The organism is Gardnerella sp. KA00288 (assembly GCF_049244085.1).
GTDB classification, from domain to species: domain Bacteria; phylum Actinomycetota; class Actinomycetes; order Actinomycetales; family Bifidobacteriaceae; genus Bifidobacterium; species Bifidobacterium greenwoodii.
The window spans coordinates 889,225-908,705 of sequence record NZ_CP058373.1; the positions used below are offsets into that span (position 1 = coordinate 889,225).

Here is a 19,481-nt window from a genome sequence, read left to right on the forward strand (position 1 = left end):
TGAAGCTTTGCGACGTTGCAAATAACAAAACACCCAAGCTTGAATACTTATGTTTATATAAATTGCGTATGCTAATAGAAATCAATGATATATTTTTGTGCGAAACGCTGAACAATAAAGCAAAAAACGAACATAAAATGTAACATAATCTATACAAATGGCTAATTTTTTGCGCACATAATCACACATTTTTTCAACACAAATGCACGAAGAAGTAACCAAACGAACAAAAGTCAGACGCTGGCACTATACTGAAACGGATGGAAAAAGAGCTGTAATACATTTGTTTTCCAGACTCTATAACCAAATGGTAATGATCAAATTGCACTGAAAAGTGCTTGAGTACAGGAGTACACATGACGAGTCCTGTTATTGGCACACCTTGGAAGAAGCTCAACGCTCCAGTTTCCGAGGCTGCTATCGAAGGCGTAGATAAGTACTGGCGTGTTGCCAACTATCTTTCAATCGGCCAAATTTATCTTCGTAGCAACCCTCTAATGAAGGAGCCGTTTACTCGCGAAGACGTTAAGCATCGTCTAGTGGGTCACTGGGGCACCACTCCAGGCCTTAACTTCCTTATTGGCCACATTAACCGTTTCATTGCTGAGCATCAGCAGAACACTGTGATTATCATGGGTCCAGGCCACGGCGGCCCAGCTGGTACTGCTCAGTCCTACCTCGACGGTACTTACACCGAGTACTATCCAAAGATCACCAAGGATGAAGCTGGTTTGCAGAAGTTCTTCCGCCAGTTCTCTTACCCAGGTGGTATTCCTTCTCACTTCGCTCCTGAGACCCCAGGTTCCATCCACGAAGGTGGCGAGCTTGGTTACGCTCTCTCCCACGCTTACGGCGCTGTTATGAACAACCCAAGCTTGTTCGTTCCAGCAATCGTCGGCGACGGCGAAGCAGAAACCGGTCCTTTGGCTACTGGTTGGCAGTCCAACAAGCTTGTCAACCCACGTACCGATGGTATCGTTCTTCCAATCTTGCACTTGAATGGTTACAAGATTGCTAACCCAACTATTCTTTCCCGTATTTCCGACGAAGAACTTCACGAGTTCTTCCACGGTATGGGCTACGAACCATACGAGTTCGTTGCTGGCTTCGACGATGAGGATCACATGTCCATTCACCGTCGCTTCGCCGACATGTTCGAGACCATCTTCGACGAGATTTGCGATATCAAGGCTGAAGCTCAGACCAACGACGTAACCCGTCCATTCTACCCAATGATCATCTTCCGCACCCCTAAGGGTTGGACTTGCCCTAAGTTCATCGACGGCAAGAAGACTGAAGGCTCTTGGCGTGCACACCAGGTGCCACTGGCATCTGCTCGCGACACCGAAGCTCACTTCGAGGTTTTGAAGAACTGGCTGAAGTCCTACAAGCCTGAAGAGCTATTCAATGAAGATGGCAGCATTAAGGAAGACGTTCTTTCCTTCATGCCACAGGGCGAACTCCGTATTGGCCAGAATCCAAACGCCAACGGTGGTCGTATCCGCGAAGATCTTAAGCTTCCAAACCTTGACGATTATGAGGTTAAGGAAGTTAAGGAATTCGGTCACGGCTGGGGTCAGCTCGAAGCTACCCGTCGCCTTGGTGTTTACACCCGCGACGTAATCAAGAACAATCCAGATTCCTTCCGTATCTTCGGCCCAGATGAGACCGCTTCCAACCGTTTGCAGGCTGCTTATGAAGTAACCAACAAGCAGTGGGACGCAGGCTACCTCTCCGAATTAGTCGATGAGCACATGGCAGTTACCGGTCAGGTAACCGAGCAGCTCTCCGAGCACCAGATGGAAGGCTTCCTCGAGGCTTACTTGCTCACCGGTCGTCACGGCATTTGGAGCTCCTACGAGTCCTTCGTACACGTTATCGACTCCATGTTGAACCAGCACGCAAAGTGGCTCGAAGCTACAGTTCGTGAGATTCCATGGCGTAAGCCAATCTCCTCCATGAACTTGTTGGTATCCTCTCACGTATGGCGTCAGGATCACAACGGATTCTCCCATCAGGATCCAGGTGTAACTTCTGTTCTTTTGAACAAGACCTTCAACAACGATCACGTTATCGGCATTTACTTCCCAGTAGATTCCAACATGTTGCTCGCTGTTGGCGAGAAGGTTTACAAGTCCACCAACATGATCAACGCAATCTTCGCTGGTAAGCAGCCAGCTGCTACTTGGTTGACCCTCGACGAAGCTCGCGAAGAGCTCGAGAAGGGTGCTGCTGAGTGGAAGTGGGCTTCCAACGCTAAGAACAATGACGAAGTTCAGGTTGTTCTCGCTGGTATCGGCGATGTTCCACAGCAGGAATTGATGGCCGCTGCCGACAAGTTGAACAAGCTTGGCGTTAAGTTCAAGGTTGTTAACATTGTTGACTTGCTCAAGTTGCAGTCCGCTAAGGAAAACAACGAGGCTTTGACTGACGAAGAGTTCACTGAGCTCTTCACCGCTGACAAGCCAGTCCTTCTCGCTTACCACTCCTATGCACATGACGTTCGCGGCTTGATCTTCGATCGTCCAAACCACGACAACTTCAACGTCCATGGCTACAAGGAGCAGGGCTCCACCACCACGCCATACGACATGGTTCGCGTTAACGACATGGATCGTTACGAGCTTACCGCTGAAGCTTTGCGCATGGTTGACGCCGATAAGTACGCAGACGAAATCAAGAAGCTCGAAGACTTCCGTCTCGAGGCCTTCCAGTTCGCTGTTGACAAGGGCTACGATCACCCAGACTACACCGATTGGGTATGGCCAGGCGTTAAGACCGACAAGCCAGGCGCTGTCACCGCTACCGCCGCAACCGCTGGCGATAACGAGTAGTTTTAAGCTGATAAAGCTAAAACTGGTTAGCTAAAAAACATTTCGGGAGTCAATCGAAAGGTTGACTCCCGTTTTGTATATAAAAAATAAATTTATATGTAAACTAAATAAAAAAAAAACGAATCAAAATTTATATTGCAGAATTACTACTATGTGCGTGTATAAAAACAAAAAGCCGTACAATAGAACAAGCTTGGTTATATTGTAAAACTTAAGTAATTTAATTTTTACAATATGAAACCTAACATCACAACACGAAGTATCAAAGGAGAACGCATCGTGTCACATATTAATGTAACGATTATTGGCAACGAAGATATGTACGGCAGAAATGCTGTGGCACTCGGAATAACACATATTCTGTCTAACAATTACACCACTACTATTTTTCGCCCATGCGCTCAAACCAATGACACTTTTACTAAACAACTTTTGGGTATTGCAAATACTTCAGCGAAAGTAGAGCAAGTTATTGCAACCACTCCAGAAATAGTCAGAACAAATAAAAACACAGTTCGCGGAGATATTGTTGCACGATACAATGAAGTACTACAATCAACATCCGCTCAAGCTTCTGTTATTGTTTCAAGCGACGCAAGCCCTATATATGATCCAGATTTATTTGCTTTTGACGCAACTGTTGCAGCAGACTTAGCTTCACCTGTTTTTCTAACCGTTTGTGCAAAGGGACGAAATTCAGAGCAAATCTTACAAACTATTAATACTGCCAACGCTTGTATTATGAATGCTTGCACGCAAATTTTGGGCGTTTTTGTTACTGACTGTTCTGAGGAACTTGGCGCTGAATTGATGAAAGATTATACGGCTAGAAATTGCGCAAATTCTTGCGAACAAGAAACTAGAGTAAGCCAAACACCATTATGGGTACTTCCTCAAATAAACGAAGAGAACAAAAATAGCTCGTTAGAAATATTCGTAAACTGCATTAGAGAAAAAGATATTCTTAATGCGCTACACCAGCCATTCAACGCTCCAACTACACCATACGCTTTTCAATACAGTCTTTTAGGAAAAGCAAAAGAACAGAAAAAAACAATCGTTCTTCCAGAGGGTGAAGAAGATCGCATATTAAAAGCGGCAGATTACTTGCTTGAACGCGATATTGTGAATCTTATTATTGTTGGCGAGCGCGAATCAATATTGAAACGTGCTGAAGAATTAAATCTTAATTCAGTTTGCAAAGCAAGTTTCCAATCTATGAGTGATGAAGCAATGCTTAGCCATATGATTACAAAACTTTGCGAATTAAGAGCAAAGAAAGGAATGACTGAATCACAAGCGAGAGAACAACTTAGCGACGCAAGCTATTTTGGCACTATGCTGGTTGTACTTGGACAAGCAGATGGTCTTGTGTCTGGATCTGTTAATTCCACTGCAAATACTGTGCGACCAGCATTACAAGTAATAAAAACAAAACCCGGTTCCAAGCTGGTTTCTGGCGCATTTCTTATGTGTTTTAAAGATCACGTAGCTGTATTTGCAGATTGTGCTATTAACACAAACCCGAACGCAGAACAGCTGGCAGATATTGCGATTCAGTCTGCGAATACTTCTGAAGCATTCGGACTAGATCCTAAAGTTGGAATGCTTTCTTATTCAACGTTAGGATCTGGTAAGGGCCCAGATGTTGACACTGTAGAAGAAGCAACGCGAATAGTAAAAGAAAAAGCTCCAGATTTAGCCGTAGTTGGTTCTATTCAGTTTGATGCAGCTTGGTCTCCTACAGTTGCTGCAGCAAAAGCAAAAGATAATCCTATTGCAGGTCACGTGAATGTATTTGTGTTCCCTGATTTATGCGCAGGAAATATTGCGTATAAAGCAGTGCAACGCTCCAGCGGAGCACTAGCAGTTGGCCCTATTTTACAAGGTCTAAATAGGCCTGTAAACGATTTATCTCGAGGAGCTTTAGTACAAGATATTATTAATACTGTTGCTTTAACAGCTATTGAAGCTCAGCGAGAATAAAATTTTGTGCAGAAAGCTATAAAATAAATAAAAAATAAGCTGTTAATGTTCTTCACATATTTTAGATTGTTATGACACAAAATAACTCTCCGTATTGTAGGAACTTAACGGTAAACTAGAGCGTGGCAATTTACAAGCCTTATCAATACTTTATGGAGGATGCCCACATGGCAAAAACCGTTCTTGTTATCAATTCTGGTTCCAGTTCGATTAAGTATCAGCTCGTTGACTTGGAAAGCGGTGAAGGCATCGCTTCCGGTATCGTTGAGAAGATTGGCGAGCCAGTTGACGGCCACTACAAGCACGTATTCAATGGCGAAAAGCATGAGTTCGATGAGCCAGTTCATGACCACGAGCAGGGCTTAAAGCGCGTACTCGGTTTCTTCGAAGAATACGGTCCAAAGCTTTCCGAGTCTGGTATTGTGGCAGTTGGACACCGCGTTGTTCAGGGTGGCTTGACTTTCCCTAAGCCTGCATTAGTCAATGAGAAGACAATCAATAAGGTTAAGGATTTGGCAGTTTTGGCTCCACTTCACAACGGCCCAGAGGCTGTTGGCGCTGAAGTCATGACTGAACTTTTGCCAGACGTTCCACAGATTATGGTATTCGATTCTTCCTTCTTCCATGATCTTCCACAGGTTGCAGCAACTTATGCTTTAAATAAGGAAATTGCAGACCGCTATCATATTCGTCGCTACGGCGCCCACGGCACTTCTCACGAATACATTGGCTCTGTTGTTCCAAGCGTTGTTGGTAAGCCTGCAGAAGGTTTGAAGCAGATTGTTTTGCACATTGGTAACGGTGCTTCTGCTTCTGCCCAGATTTCTGGCAAGCCAGTTGAAACTTCTATGGGCTTAACCCCACTCGAAGGCTTGATGATGGGCGGACGCACTGGCGATATTGATCCAGCAGTAGTCTTCCACCTTATTCGTAACGCTCACATGAACGTGGACGAACTTGATACTCTCTTCAACAAGCGTTCCGGCATGACAGGCATGACTGGCCACGGCGATTTGCGTGATATTCACAATCTCATCGCAGAAGGCGACGAAAACGCTAAGCTTGCTCTCGGCGTATACGTACACCGTATTGTTGGCTACATTGGTAACTACACTGCTCAAATGGGTGGCGTTGACGTCATTACATTCACAGCAGGCGTTGGTGAAAACGACGAAATCGTGCGCGCTCGCGTATGCGAAAAGCTTGAGCCATTCGGTGTTAAGCTCGACAAGGAAAAGAACTTGGTTCGCTCTAAGGAGCCACGCGTTATTTCCACTCCAGACAGCTCTGTGATTATTGCTGTAATTCCAACGAACGAAGAGTTGGCTATTGCACGCAAGGCTGCAGCTATTGCTGAAGCTGGTGAAGATACCTACGGCAACAAGTTCAACCACTAAATCGTTGGCGCTTAATAGCATAGAACAAACAAATAAATAGATACGAATAATCCCGGGTCAAAAAGGCTCGGGATTATTTATTATTCAAGCATTTTATGCCACATGCCTGGAAAATCTGGGATTGTTTTTCTAGTTGTGGCAATGTTTTTGACTCTAACATTTTCTATGCGCAATCCAAGCATTGCAGCAAACGTTGCCATGCGATGATCTGCATAAGTTTCCATAACTTCCCCATGCACATAATCACTTGGCTCAATACTGATGCCATCTTCAAGCTCTTTAGCACCAATACCGACTCTATTCAATTCTTTAACTAAAGCTTCTAAACGATTAGTTTCATGGCCACGTAAATGAGCAATACCATGCAACTGACTTACTCCGTCTGCAAAAGCAAGAATAGCTGCAATGCTTGGAGCAATCTCCCCCGCTTTACTTAAATCTAAAGAAGGAATTGCATGGATACGACCATTTCCTTCTACACAAAGAACTCCAGACCCAGTGTTTGTATCATCCTCTTCAAAATTAACAACAGCACCCATACGTTCAAGTATTGCCGGCAACAATCCGCCAGGTTGAGTCGTGCGCTTAGGCCAGTTTGGAACTCTAACTATGCCTCCTGAGATTAAAGCAGCCCCTAAAAATGGCGCAGCATTAGACAAATCTGGTTCGACAACGACAGTATTTGGCAAAACTAATTTTGATTCCAAAACAGCCCAACTAATAGGCTCTATCATTTGGACTGTGCCACCAGCCTTTTTCACATCATCTATTGTCATTAAAATATGCGGCATGCTCGGCAAATTTTTACCAATATGTTCAATATACAAACCGTTAGGTATGCGAGAGCCAATTAGCAATAATGCTGAAATGAATTGCGATGATGCAGAGGAATCAATGCAAACAATATTTTCCACATTTCGAGTTTTAAGTTCTACTGATTTAGGAGGAATAATAGTGTACGGCAAAAAACCAGTTTCGCCGTGATACTCAACATGAGCACCAAGCTGTTCTAAAGCATCAAGTACCGGCTTCATAGGGCGAACATAGGCTTGCTTATCTCCATCAAATCGCACGGGTTTATTTGCAAACAATGCTAGAGCAGACACAAAACGCATTACAGTTCCCGCTAGTCCGCAATATACTTCAGCATTATCCTCAACTCTAAAAATTCCGTCTTCTGGCGGAATTACACGCAGTTTTGTGCCCTCTTCATTTAGTGATTCACATTTAACGCCGAATACAGATAAAGCGTTAATCATAAGCTCAGTGTCTCTAGAGCGCAATAATCCTTGTAAAACTACAGGTTTTGTACCTATTGCAGCCAATATTAAATAACGATTTGACAAGGATTTACTACCAGGAACTTCAACACAAGCTTTTAATTGATGATTAGAATACGGTGCTTCCCAACAAGTAGCACAATCCACAGTATCGTTAATATCGCTCATACTATGAATACTATCTATTAATATGTACTGATATGTGAACTGATAATTTGCAATCAGACTAAAATATTTCACTAGATATAAAAAAGTCGGGGTGACAGGATTCGAACCTGCGACATCCTGCTCCCAAAGCAGGCGCGCTACCAAACTGCGCTACACCCCGAGGCTTTTGAACTGTTAACCAGCTCCAAGCACAATCAAATACAATAGCGCACTTTGCCGACAAATGCAAATTTTCGACACACGTGGCGTGTATAAAATTTTTACACGTGCTTGACTTTAGTGCAAACTGTACAATGTAATTAGTTACAAGATAAAGGGGCTAAAATATGGGACGTTTCCAGCGAACTGAAGCAATGGGATTAATAGCATTTCTTGTATGCGCATCATTCGCAATGGTTATTATGTCCATGTACATGTTGCTTATGCCAGCATTTTGGCAAATTAGCCAAAGACTTTTCCTTACAGCCTCAGGAATTGTGGCTTTGTGCAGCATTGGCGCTTTTATTATTGGATATTTGCGTACTAATAAAAAATTTACCGGACACCATCTGATTCGCATAGTAAAACATACTTTTGAAATTACAGCGCTTTCTACAATTTATGGCGCGACAATGTTTCTTATGTCTTTTGCTTTGCTTTCCATCATCAACAGTATTATTGGCAAATCTGCAATGAACAATTATTTGCCGGTATTATGCTCAGCATTATCTGGAATTGTTGGTTACGCAACACTTATTCAAGCTGAGCTTCTTGAAGCTAAAACCGTAGCTTCCCTGCTTCCTCTATTCGTTATTTCAGGCGCTGCAACTGCAGGTCTTACCACGGATGATCCTTACTGGTATAACAATAATTTTTCCCAGCTTGGCGACAGAACCACTTTTGCAGCCAGCATGTTCAACGCAACGCTTGTACTATCTGGAATTTGTATTATCATAACAAGCTACTTTGCTGTTACAGAATTTGTTGCAACCCAACGCGAAATATTGCAGCACAATAATGAAGAGCGTACGCGTCATTTCAAAACTCGCACAACTATTATGGCTACTTTGCTTATTTTAGGCGGTATTGCTTTTATTGGCATAGGAACTTTCCGATATACTCCTCATCCTTTTCTTCATGACTTGTGCGCTAGAGGCGTAACTGGATTAATTTGTACAATGCTTGTATGCTTGCCTTGGTTAGCCCCTCGCCTTTCTCGCACATTCTACGTAGCTTCTGATTTAGCTGTTGTTCTTACAGCTTGGGCAGGAAATCAGTGGATGCACGGTCACAATACTCTTACTAATGTTGAAGCATTATCTTGCCTACTATTTCTAGGATGGATTATTGTTTTTTCAAGGCAAGTTGCAGCTATGCAAACTGACCGTCTTCAATCAAAAATTAATCAGGCTATTATAGCAAATAGCAGCGCAGGAAACTAAATTCCCTACGCTGCTTCAATCTTATGAAATTATAAAATTATTTGCGATTAAAATATTTTTTATTAGACTCTTATTAATGCTCCGGCTTGTGCTCGCTCATAAGCAACAAGAAGCTGCGAGATTGAGCCACAATATTAAATCCTGCCTCATATAAAAGCTCAGGGCCTTTTGGATTATAAGTGTCTACAATAAGCTTCCACTTTTCACCATAACGCTTGTCTGGCAATGTAAAAGTAATAGGTTCATAATGAGCATTAAATATAAGAATAAAGTCATTATCAACCATTCTTGTTCCATACCAGTCTGTTTCTGGAATGTCGGAGCCATTCAAATAAATCATCACGGAAAGCGCGTGAGTATTTGACCAATCTTCCATGTCCATAACAGTTCCGTTATGATCAAGCCATTCAACCTGTGGAATATCATAAACGTCATCATCGTTTGAACGCCCAGTAAAGAAGCGACGGCGATGCAAAACAGGGTGATGAAGACGCAGATGAATAAGCTTGGAAACGAAATCAAACATATCACGCTGAGTTTCGTTATAATCCCAGCTCATCCAAGAAATAGCGTTATCTTGGCAGTAAGCATTATTATTGCCGTGCTGTGTACGCATCACTTCGTCGCCTGCGCAAATCATAGGAATACCCTGACTCATAAGCAATGTTGAGAACAGGTTACGCATTTGCCTCTCGCGCAGCTCATTTACATCGTGAATACTTGTAGGACCTTCTACACCGCAATTCCAAGAACGATTGTCGTTTGCGCCGTCGTTATTTCCTTCTTTATTCGCCTCATTATGTTTTTCGTTATAGCTTACTAAATCGTTCATAGTAAAGCCGTCATGAGCTGTAATGAAGTTCACAGAAGCAACAGGCTTACGTCCATTTTGCTCATACAAATCAGAGCTTCCCATAAGCCTACTTGCAAATTCAGGCAAAGTAGAAGGCTGCGAACGCCAAAAATCACGAACGCAATCCCTATACCTGCCATTCCATTCGGACCAGCTTGGAGGGAATCCGCCAACCTGGTAACCTCCAACACCAATATCCCAAGGCTCTGCAATAAGTTTTACGCTAGAGATAATAGGATCTTGCTCAATAATGTCGAAGAATGCAGAAAGTTTATCTACTTCTTGGAACTGACGAGCAAGAGTTGCAGCTAAGTCGAAGCGGAAGCCATCAACGTGCATTTCGGTAACCCAATAACGCAAGCTATCCGTAATCAATCGCAATGCTTTCGGAGAACGCATAAGCAAAGAATTACCAGTACCAGTAGTATCAAAATAATGACGCTGATCGTTGTCTACAAGACGATAATATGCGCGATTATCAATACCACGGAAACTCAAAGTAGGACCACGGTCATTGCCTTCAGCAGTGTGGTTATAAACTACGTCAAGAATAACTTCCATTCCAGCAGCATGATAAGCCTTAACCATTGACTTAAACTCATTAACCTGCTCACCGCGCTGACCAGAACTTGAGTAAGAATTTTGCGGAGCAAAGAAACCGATGGTATTGTAGCCCCAATAGTTGCTCAATCCCTTATTTTGTAAGAATGAATCATTTACAAACTGATGAATTGGCATAAGCTCAATTGCAGTAACACCAAGCTTCTTTAAATAAGAAATAACGCTTGGGTGAGCAAGACCAGCATAAGTTCCGCGAATATCTGCAGGAACACGACTATCAAGATTAGTCATACCGCGAACATGAGCCTCATAAATAACAGAATCATGGTACGGAATCATAGGATGCTGATCATTACCCCAATCAAAGTATGGGTTAATAACTGCAGCTTTCATCGTATGGTCTGCAGAATCCAAAGTATTCATTGCAGAAATATCATCCGGATTATCAAACCAGTAAGAAAACAGGCTTTCATCACCGTCAATATTGCCTTCAATTGCTTTTGCATACGGGTCTAAAAGAAGCTTATGAGGATTGCACCACAATCCGTGCGAAGGATCGTAAGGACCATGAACACGATACCCATAACGTTGGCCAGGCTGAATACCTGATACATAATTGTGCCAAACGTATGAGTTCTGTTCGGTCATATCAATACGTGTTTCATTATCATTCTCGTCAAACAAGCATAATTCAACGCGCTTTGCAACTTCGGAAAACAGCGCAAAATTAACGCCGGCGCCGTCATAATTGGCGCCAAGCGGATACATGGAACCTGGTCTTATATGCATAATATAAGTATCTCATATATTTGCGCACTTTTCACGCTATGTTGCTTTTATTTGAAAAAAGATGAAAATTTATACAAATTTATTCAAATATATGCAAATCTAATGAGCTGCTAATTGCCAATCAACACCAACGCCAGTTGACACATTAAGCGGAACATCTAAATTAACTGCATGCTCCATAGCTTCTCGCACAATATTTTCTACACTATCTTTTTCTCCGTGCGCAATTTCCAAAATTAATTCATCGTGAATTTGTAAAATTACGCGGCTGCGCATTTTAGAATTTCGCAATCCTTTATCAACACGTATCATTGCAAGCTTCATAATATCGGCTGCAGTTCCTTGAATTGGAGCATTTAAAGCTCCACGTTCTGCAGCTTCGCGAGCTGTACGATTATTTGACGATAACTGTGGGAAATATCTACGCCTACCAAACATTGTTTCTGTATACCCAAGTTCTTTAGCTTTCAAAACCAAAGACTCCAGGTAATCATGAACTTTTCCAAAAGTATCAAAATACTTATTTTTCAACACTTCGGCAGCAGACGGTGTAATAGAAAGTTGTTTTGCCAAACCATAAGTACTCAATCCGTATGCCAAACCGTAGCTCATAGCTTTTACGTGAGAACGCTGGTCACTACTAACTTGATCTACAGGTATTTGATAAACCAGGCTTGCCACATATTTATGAAAATCTGCACCAGAGCAGAACGCTTCAATAAGAGTTTCATCATGAGAAGCATGAGCCATAATACGCAACTCAACTTGAGAATAATCACAGCTCATTAAATATTCGAAATCTTCACCTGGAACAAACGCTGCACGAATTTCACGGCCAGCAGCATTACGATTAGGAATATTTTGCAAATTCGGATCTGCAGAACTTAATCTGCCTGTTGCAGCAATAGTCTGCTCAAATCTTGTATGAATACGTTTATCATCATAATGAGCAGCATCAATTAAGCTTTGCACTATTTGCTTTAACTTATTTTTCTCGCGATGACTAAGCAGAGCCCCTAAAAATTGACTTGCAGGTTCTTCAGGATCAAGCTTCGCATACATTGCTTGCAATGCTTCAGCATTAGTAGTGTAAGAACCGTTTTTTGTGCGCCTAGTTGGTTTAAGAGCAAAATGATCAAACAGTATTTGCTGCAATTGCTTAGGACTTTGCAAATTCACACGATTTCCCGCAGCCTGCCAAGCCATATTCTGAGCAAATTCAGCATCGGAAGAAAATTGCTGGAACATGCTACTTAAACGCTGCATATCTACAGCAGCACCAACATCTTCTAGTCCTCGCAAAACTATTGAAATAGGCATTTCCAAGTTTGACATCAAACCTGTTTGTTTTCTAGAATCCAATTTTGGCGCAAATTGAATAGCTAAAAGACGTGTAAGAACAGCAGTTCTTAAAATTTTATCCTCAAACTTTTGCGTTTCTTCTTCGCTTGTTTTAGCTTCATCTAAAGCTAGTGAATCATCAAGTAAAAAATCAAGCTCACCCTGCTTAGCTTCCTGATTATCCAAATCTTCATCATCGCTCGAAATATCTAAATAATGTTCTGCCATATTTTCAAGCGTTTCAGCACGAAAATCAGGCTCAAGCAAATATGAAGCCAATCTTGTATCAAGAAGAGGAGTAATACTCGGATTATCGGAATCAACTAATTCCAAAGATGACAACAATCCTAAATGCTTTTTATAGTCGTGCAAAACTATTGAAGAAGCATATTTTTGCAAAAATTCCCTTAAAGATTCGAGTAAGGAGTTTGTCTCTACACGCAAGTCTGAAGCATAAATTAGTGCTGCTCTACCCCTAACAAGCATTAATAAACAGTCCGCTTTTAAACCAAAACGATGCTTTGACTGGCAGCTACTTTCATGAGCATAAACAACTAATTCGCGATTGTTTAATATTAACTCTGCACATTTTTGCTCATTATCAATAAGTTTTTCTGCATCTACAGAGGAATCAGATTGCGAAGAATCTTTCGTATTGTCTTCTTCTAGGAAAGTAGATATGCTAGTTTCCCACTCGCGTAAATCTTCTAAAGATTTAATATGACTTACTTTAGTATTTTTTAATACGTCTTGAAGATTTTCAGCATCAGAAGTTGATTGCTCGCCGCGACTGGTATGCTCTATTTCAGCATTTCCTTCATACGTTGAAGAAAGCATAATTCGCATATTGTCATCAAGCAATTGCTGATTTGTACGACTAAAAGCTTTAAGAATCTTACGCTTTTTTAATTCACCAAACTCAAGTTGAGATAACAACTCTCCTAATTTATTAGCATTAATATCTTCACCAAAACGCAAATTATCAACACTAATACCAAGATCTAAGTCACGGACCAAAGCATTAACTCGGCGGTTCAAACGAACCTGATCAATATTTTCTCGTAAAGCTTCACCCTTTTTACCTGTAATCTCACCTGCATGAGAAATAATATCTTCCAAGCTGCCGAACTGGTTAATCCATTTGGCAGCATAACCATCTCCAACACCGGGAACGCCAGGAATATTATCTGCAGTTTCGCCTCTTAAAGCCGCTAAATCAGGATATTGCTTAGGAGTAACATTATATTTTTCTAAAACGGCAGCAGCATTCATTTGTTTCAAATCTTTGAAATGCTGCCCCGGATAAAGAACTGTAATATTGTCGTCAATAAGCTGAAATGCGTCGCGATCTCCAGAAAGAACTAAAGTTCTATACCCAGCATCAGCGCCCATTGTTGCAAGTGTTCCAATAACGTCATCACCCTCATAACCGGGTTTTTCAATATATGTAATATCTAGAGAACGTAGCATCTGCTGAATAAGAGGCAGCTGAGAAAGAAGCTCTTGAGGAGCAGCTTCACGCGTACCCTTATACTGAGGAAGCATCTTATTTCTAAAAGTGCCACCTTTAACATCAAAAGCAATAGCTAAACGGTCAGGATTTTCTTTTCTTACCACTTGGGAAAGCATAGTAATAAAGCCCCAGACAGAATTGGTGGCCTGCCCATAGCGAGTAGAAAAATTATCCGCAGAAACTGCAAAAAAAGCACGGAACGCAAGAGAATGGCCATCAACGACCAACAACGTTCCTTTCTCATTCTTAAAATCAGAAGAATGTTCTTCGACGATGCTGGTATCCACTGTTGACTACTCACCCACGTTCCGTAATTATTACAACAATTATGCTAATAGTATTCAGCACAACAAGCGTTATGATTTAATAAATTTAAGATTTTTAAGATTAATACTATTAATCCTCAGAATCTGAGTCTATTTTATCATCGCTATACTTTGAAATAATAGCCAAAGCAAGACGCTTCTTAGGGATACGCTGATCCATAGAAGTTTTTTGAATCCAACGGAATGCACCCTGCTCTGAGAATCCGGCCTTATCCATAAGAAGACCCTTAGCTCGGTCTACCAGCTTGCGCTCTTCTAAGGTATCTTCAGCTTTCTTAAGCTTTTCTTCCGTCTTTTTTAGCTGATCTTCCGTATCGTGCAATCTATTTTCTGTGCGCTCAACGCTATCTAATAAATCGTTAATCTCACTAAAACGACCCATAGCAACTTCCAAAGCTGGAAGAAGCTTAGATTCTTCATACGGCTTAGTTACGTATGCCATTGCACCGGCACCTGTTGCTTGTTTTACTAAATCTGCCTGCGAAAAAGCAGTGAGCATAACAACTGGCGCAATGTTTTCATCACAAATAGTTGCTGCAGCAGTAATACCATCCATAACAGGCATCTTAACGTCCATGCACACAACATCCGGATGATGCTCACGAGTCAACTCAATAGCTTCTTGACCGTTAGCTGCCTGACCTACAACCTGATAACCGTTATCTTCCAACATAGCTACTAAATCCATGCGATTAACAGATTCATCTTCTGCAACAACAACAGTGCGAATATTGTTAGATTTCTTATCTTCAGACTCGTTCTTCACAGCTTCTGCATCAGCAGCCTTACGAAGCTCATCATCAGTAAGTATTTCAGGCATTGTTTGCTCTGTCCCTTCATTACTTTTCGTAACTGGCATAATCACAACCTCATTTCATTGCCGCATAAACAGGGCAACACCGCCATGCATCTTTAACATGACGACTACGCAACAGCACGTTCACAAACACCGGTAGAATCACGCATCATAACGCAATTTGCATGCCACTAAAACCGCACGCACCCAGTGTTTGTGTCAATCAATGATACCATAAGATTCACAAGACTCGCGAAAGAATGCACAAATTCGCGCTATTTTGCTTATTTATACAGCCGCAGACAACAGTACTACTACAGCTGCAAAAATGGTTTGAGCAACACAAAGTGGAAAAGCATTCTTATAGTCGCCTTTAAGTATACATTTGCCAAATTTATACGCTTTTATTATAAGAGCTACCAATATAATCCACTGAAGAATAGCAAAAAATAGGTGCAATGGAATATTGCGTACTAAATTACTAAAATTGAAGAAAATTTCAGCATTATAAAAGTTCCATATTGAAGGAACTTCAAAAGGAAAAACAATAATTGAAACCGAATACGCTAACAACAAAAGCGCCGCAACAATGCTCACTGCAGCACATAAACGTCTACCTCTTTGCTCTCCAAGCATTATCATCGCAGTTATTTTTCCATGCTCTTTATCACTTGCAATATCTCGAAGATTGTTCACCATCATTAAGCATGCAGAATAAGCTCCAGGAATGAATGACATTAAAACACAAGCCAAAACCATTAATGGACTATTAATAAAAATATTGTTTGCTTGAACACCTATGCCATGTGTTATTGCACATAAAGATCCAATAAAAGGAACAGGGCCAAAAAACACAAAAGCGCTTACTTCTCCAAAACCTTTATAACCATAAGGATGCTTTCCTCCTGCATAAAACCACGCTGCAGCAATGCAGGCAATTCCAAGCGGAATAAACCACAATATTCCTGTGCTAAAAACAATAAGTAAACCTGCTATGCAAGAAATCAAAGCAGAAACTATTACCGCTTTAAGCACAGATTTTGACTCAATACCAGCATCCGCAAGACGCCACGATACATCACATAATGGCTTAGAATTTTTACTTTTACTCACAGGGCGAAACTTACGATTCTCGTCTAAACCATTCAAGCCGTCACAATAATCGTTCGCATAATTAACAGCAATCTGCATAAATACTGCAACAGCACAGCACAGAAAAAATTGTATAAAGCACTGCACAAAACTAATAATTGGTTTCTCAAAATGCGAAAAACGCATCATTCTAAGAGAAATAGCAAATGCCATAACAACAGGAACTATTCCTATTGGCAGCGTGTAAATTCTTGCACCTTTAAGCCAAACTTTTACACTTTTCATTATTAGCCTCTTAAACTATTTGTTAATTACATAAAATCTTCATACAAGATTAGGCAAAAAGATTGAAGTAACTATTGGTAAAGCAATAATAAGCGCAGAAATAATCACAGATAAGAATCCACGCCATCCGAATGGATATTTATAATACGATGATTTGCGCGTGCGCAAATAAAAACCGCGCTCTTCAGCAGCAAGTGCAGAACTGTCTGCTTTTCGAACTGAAGAAACTAAAAGAGGCACAATAAGTGGCATCATAAGCTTTATTTTTTTAAACGGATTTTTAGTATCATATTCAACACCACGAGCCATTTGAGCTTCTGTGATTTGAGACATTTCGTAAGCGAAAATCGGCACGAAACGCACTGCCGTTGTAATAGTAAAGGCGTAGCAGTATGGAACATGCAAATATTGCACTACAGCATTTGCAAGATCGTTTAATTTAGTTACCGTTAGAACTGTTACAAGAGGAAAAGCAAAGCAGAACAATCTCAAAGCAGCTTTTGCACCAATATCAATACCGTGCAACGTAAACCACAAGAAAATATAGTTTCCACTTTGAGCAATAACAGTCTGTATCAGAAACATTACGCAAGAAATTATAAGCATAGCTTTAATAAGACCAGATAATGTTTTAACAACTCGAGTAAAAGCCATGCCAATGAAAATAATAGCTGCAATCGCAATAAGCGCGGAATACTGTTTAGCAATAAACACGCTTATTACAACACTCGCAGCAAGAATTAGTTTTGCAATAGGATTAGTGCGATGAAGAAAAGTGTTACCTGGTTGGTAAGTTAACAATCTCGTTTTCATAAATATCAGACGCCTTTACTACTTTATTTGCTACTTTTATTTGCTATTGCTTCTACTAATTCTGTACAGTCTGTTTTACGATTTTTTCGCCACGCAACGCTTCTACTAATTCTGCTCGCACATACAAGCCATTACACTTATTAAATCCATGCGCAACCAAGCCTTGAGAAACGGAACACAATAATGGCGGATACAATGCTGCAGCAGAGCACACTTCCGGCTTTTCAAACACATCATGCGCTGAACCATCAATAATAAGCTTTCCATCGTTAATTGTTATAAGTCGAGTTGCATAATCAAGCACAACTTCCATATCGTGACAAACCATAATCACGCAGCAACCGTTTTTTCTTAAACGCTCTACAACTTGCATAATTCTCATGCATTCCTTGTAATCAAGGCCACAAGTTGGCTCGTCAAGAAGAAGAATCTTAGGATTCGTTACAACAGTTGCAGCTAAAGCAACCATTTGGCGCTGTCCTCTAGAAAGCATAAACGGGCTAGCTTTAGAATCCAGCTCCAACTCATCAATAATTTCCATTGCATTAGCTTTAGCTTCGTCCTCATTCTGACCAATTAAAATACAGCTTAAAGTAACTTCTTCAAGTACCGTTTCTTTGCATAATTGTCGATCAGGATTTTGGAATAAGGTAGATACATATTTTGCTATTTGACTAATGCGAAGCGACTTAGTGTCGATGCCATCTATTGCAACACTACCTTCTGTAGGTCTTAATAGACCATTAATAATCTTTGTAATTGTTGTTTTTCCAGCACCATTTCTTCCAATTAACGCAATTAATTCACCGCTATTTGCATTAAATGAAACATCTTTTAGAGCTTTAACACCATTCGCGTAGGCAAAACTCACATTATTTATTGAAAGGCATTGCTTGTTAGAATTATCTGAATTATTAGCTTTTATGAAAGTTTCTTTATTGGACTCTAAAACAGATTCTGCATTATTCGAGTTATTTGAATTAGAAAGTTTAGAATAATCCGTACGTAATGTTTTAACAATAGTATTTACAGTTTCTTCCACGCCAACAGTAAGCTCAGCAGGATTACAAATCTGTTCATCTTGCAACTGCTTAATTAAATGCGTAGTACGCGGATAGTTAATACCAACTTTACGAAGTAAATCAATGTCTTTAAGAGCTAAAGAAACAGGAGCATCAAGAACAAGCTCACCTTTAGAAAGCACTATAAGACGTTTACAATATTCGCTTAATAAAGCAACTTTTTGCTCAATAACAACAATAGTAATACCAAATTTTTTATTAAGATTTTGAAGAATAGAAAAAATCATGCGAGAAGATACAGGATCCAACGCACATGTTGGTTCATCCAGCACTAAAACTTTAGGTTTAAGCGCCAAAATTGCAGCAATAGCAACTTTCTGCTTCTGACCGCCAGACAATGTATCCAGATCTCGATTGCGCAAATCGCTAATACCAACAGTTTCTAAAGAACTAGCTATACGATTAGGGATTTCATCGTGAGGAACACCAAAATTTTCCAATCCAAAAAGAATCTCATCTTCAACATTTGCAGCAACCATTTGCGCATCAATATCTTGAATAACAGATCCAATCAAGCAAGCAATATTAGTTAAAGCAAGATTTTTAGTGTCTTGACCCGCAATCTTAACGCTTCCTAAGAGTTCGCCAGAATAATGGTGAGGAATAGCACCAGAAAAAAGCGAAGCAAGAGTTGTTTTACCAGAGCCAGAAGGTCCAATAATTCCAACAAATTCACCAGGGTAAATTTTAAGATTTACTCGATTAAGCGCATACGTATTATCATCAACGCTTGAAGTATTTTCACTACGATTTGTACCGTATTGAAAAGACACATTCTTCAATTCAAGTAGCGGATCTTCTAAGTGTGAATCATTAGGTTTTTTCATAAGGCTCTTTATGTTTCGTTGTGGGGCTTGTTCAACTAATTTTCTGCCAGCAATAAGTTCGTTTTGCTGATGCGTACCACCCATAACTGTAACACACCAATCAAACTCAAACTATTT

The 19,481-nt window shown here is 40.7% G+C and carries 11 protein-coding genes and 1 tRNA gene; 4 read left to right on the forward strand and 8 right to left on the reverse strand.

Annotation, left to right across the window (positions count from 1 at the left end; genetic code table 11):
* Positions 1-356 precede the first annotated feature (356 nt).
* From HXT52_RS03330 to HXT52_RS03340, 3 genes are all read left to right on the forward strand, one after another.
* Entirely contained in the window at positions 357-2,834 is a 2,478-nt protein-coding gene (locus HXT52_RS03330; protein ID WP_016786789.1) for a phosphoketolase, read from the forward strand.
* A gap of 279 nt (positions 2,835-3,113) precedes the next feature.
* Positions 3,114-4,820, forward strand: a complete 1,707-nt coding sequence (gene pta / locus HXT52_RS03335) for a phosphate acetyltransferase (protein WP_421775707.1) — start codon at positions 3,114-3,116, stop codon at positions 4,818-4,820.
* Between the two features lie 167 nt (positions 4,821-4,987).
* Positions 4,988-6,217 carry an acetate/propionate family kinase gene (locus HXT52_RS03340; RefSeq protein ID WP_165844124.1) on the forward strand — a complete coding sequence of 410 codons (1,230 nt, stop codon included), beginning with the start codon at positions 4,988-4,990 and terminating at the stop codon, positions 6,215-6,217.
* An 80-nt stretch (positions 6,218-6,297) separates the two neighbouring features.
* On the opposite strand, the gene aroA is transcribed toward HXT52_RS03340, so the two are convergent.
* Together aroA and HXT52_RS03350 are read right to left on the reverse strand one after the other, a co-directional pair.
* Complete coding sequence (gene aroA, locus HXT52_RS03345; RefSeq protein ID WP_116793952.1) at positions 6,298-7,665, reverse strand: 3-phosphoshikimate 1-carboxyvinyltransferase; 1,368 nt, start codon at positions 7,663-7,665, stop codon at positions 6,298-6,300.
* Between the two features lie 86 nt (positions 7,666-7,751).
* A tRNA-Pro gene (locus tag HXT52_RS03350) sits at positions 7,752-7,825 on the reverse strand.
* A 166-nt stretch (positions 7,826-7,991) separates the two neighbouring features.
* Between HXT52_RS03350 and HXT52_RS03355 the strand changes: the two genes are divergently transcribed.
* Positions 7,992-9,086: a hypothetical protein gene (locus HXT52_RS03355; protein WP_004135993.1), complete on the forward strand. Its 1,095-nt coding sequence runs from the start codon at positions 7,992-7,994 to the stop codon at positions 9,084-9,086.
* A 73-nt stretch (positions 9,087-9,159) separates the two neighbouring features.
* On the opposite strand, the gene glgX is transcribed toward HXT52_RS03355, so the two are convergent.
* The 6 genes from glgX to HXT52_RS03385 all read right to left on the reverse strand — a co-directional run bounded on the left by glgX (position 9,160) and on the right by HXT52_RS03385 (position 19,364).
* A complete protein-coding gene (gene glgX, locus HXT52_RS03360; RefSeq protein ID WP_308583095.1) occupies positions 9,160-11,289 on the reverse strand; it encodes a glycogen debranching protein GlgX in 2,130 nt (709 codons plus the stop codon).
* A gap of 99 nt (positions 11,290-11,388) precedes the next feature.
* Complete coding sequence (gene polA / locus HXT52_RS03365) at positions 11,389-14,430, reverse strand: DNA polymerase I (protein WP_421775708.1); 3,042 nt, start codon at positions 14,428-14,430, stop codon at positions 11,389-11,391.
* A 109-nt stretch (positions 14,431-14,539) separates the two neighbouring features.
* Positions 14,540-15,328, reverse strand: coding sequence for an ANTAR domain-containing response regulator (locus HXT52_RS03370; RefSeq protein WP_119521327.1), 789 nt, complete (start codon positions 15,326-15,328; stop codon positions 14,540-14,542).
* A 225-nt stretch (positions 15,329-15,553) separates the two neighbouring features.
* Positions 15,554-16,642, reverse strand: a complete 1,089-nt coding sequence (gene menA, locus HXT52_RS03375) for a 1,4-dihydroxy-2-naphthoate octaprenyltransferase (RefSeq protein WP_421775709.1) — start codon at positions 16,640-16,642, stop codon at positions 15,554-15,556.
* Positions 16,643-16,681: 39 nt separating this feature from the next.
* Complete coding sequence (locus HXT52_RS03380; protein ID WP_004135984.1) at positions 16,682-17,455, reverse strand: energy-coupling factor transporter transmembrane component T family protein; 774 nt, start codon at positions 17,453-17,455, stop codon at positions 16,682-16,684.
* A gap of 55 nt (positions 17,456-17,510) precedes the next feature.
* Positions 17,511-19,364 (reverse strand): ABC transporter ATP-binding protein, encoded by a 1,854-nt coding sequence (locus HXT52_RS03385; protein ID WP_050543656.1) that lies wholly within the window; start codon positions 19,362-19,364, stop codon positions 17,511-17,513.
* Positions 19,365-19,481 lie beyond the last annotated feature (117 nt).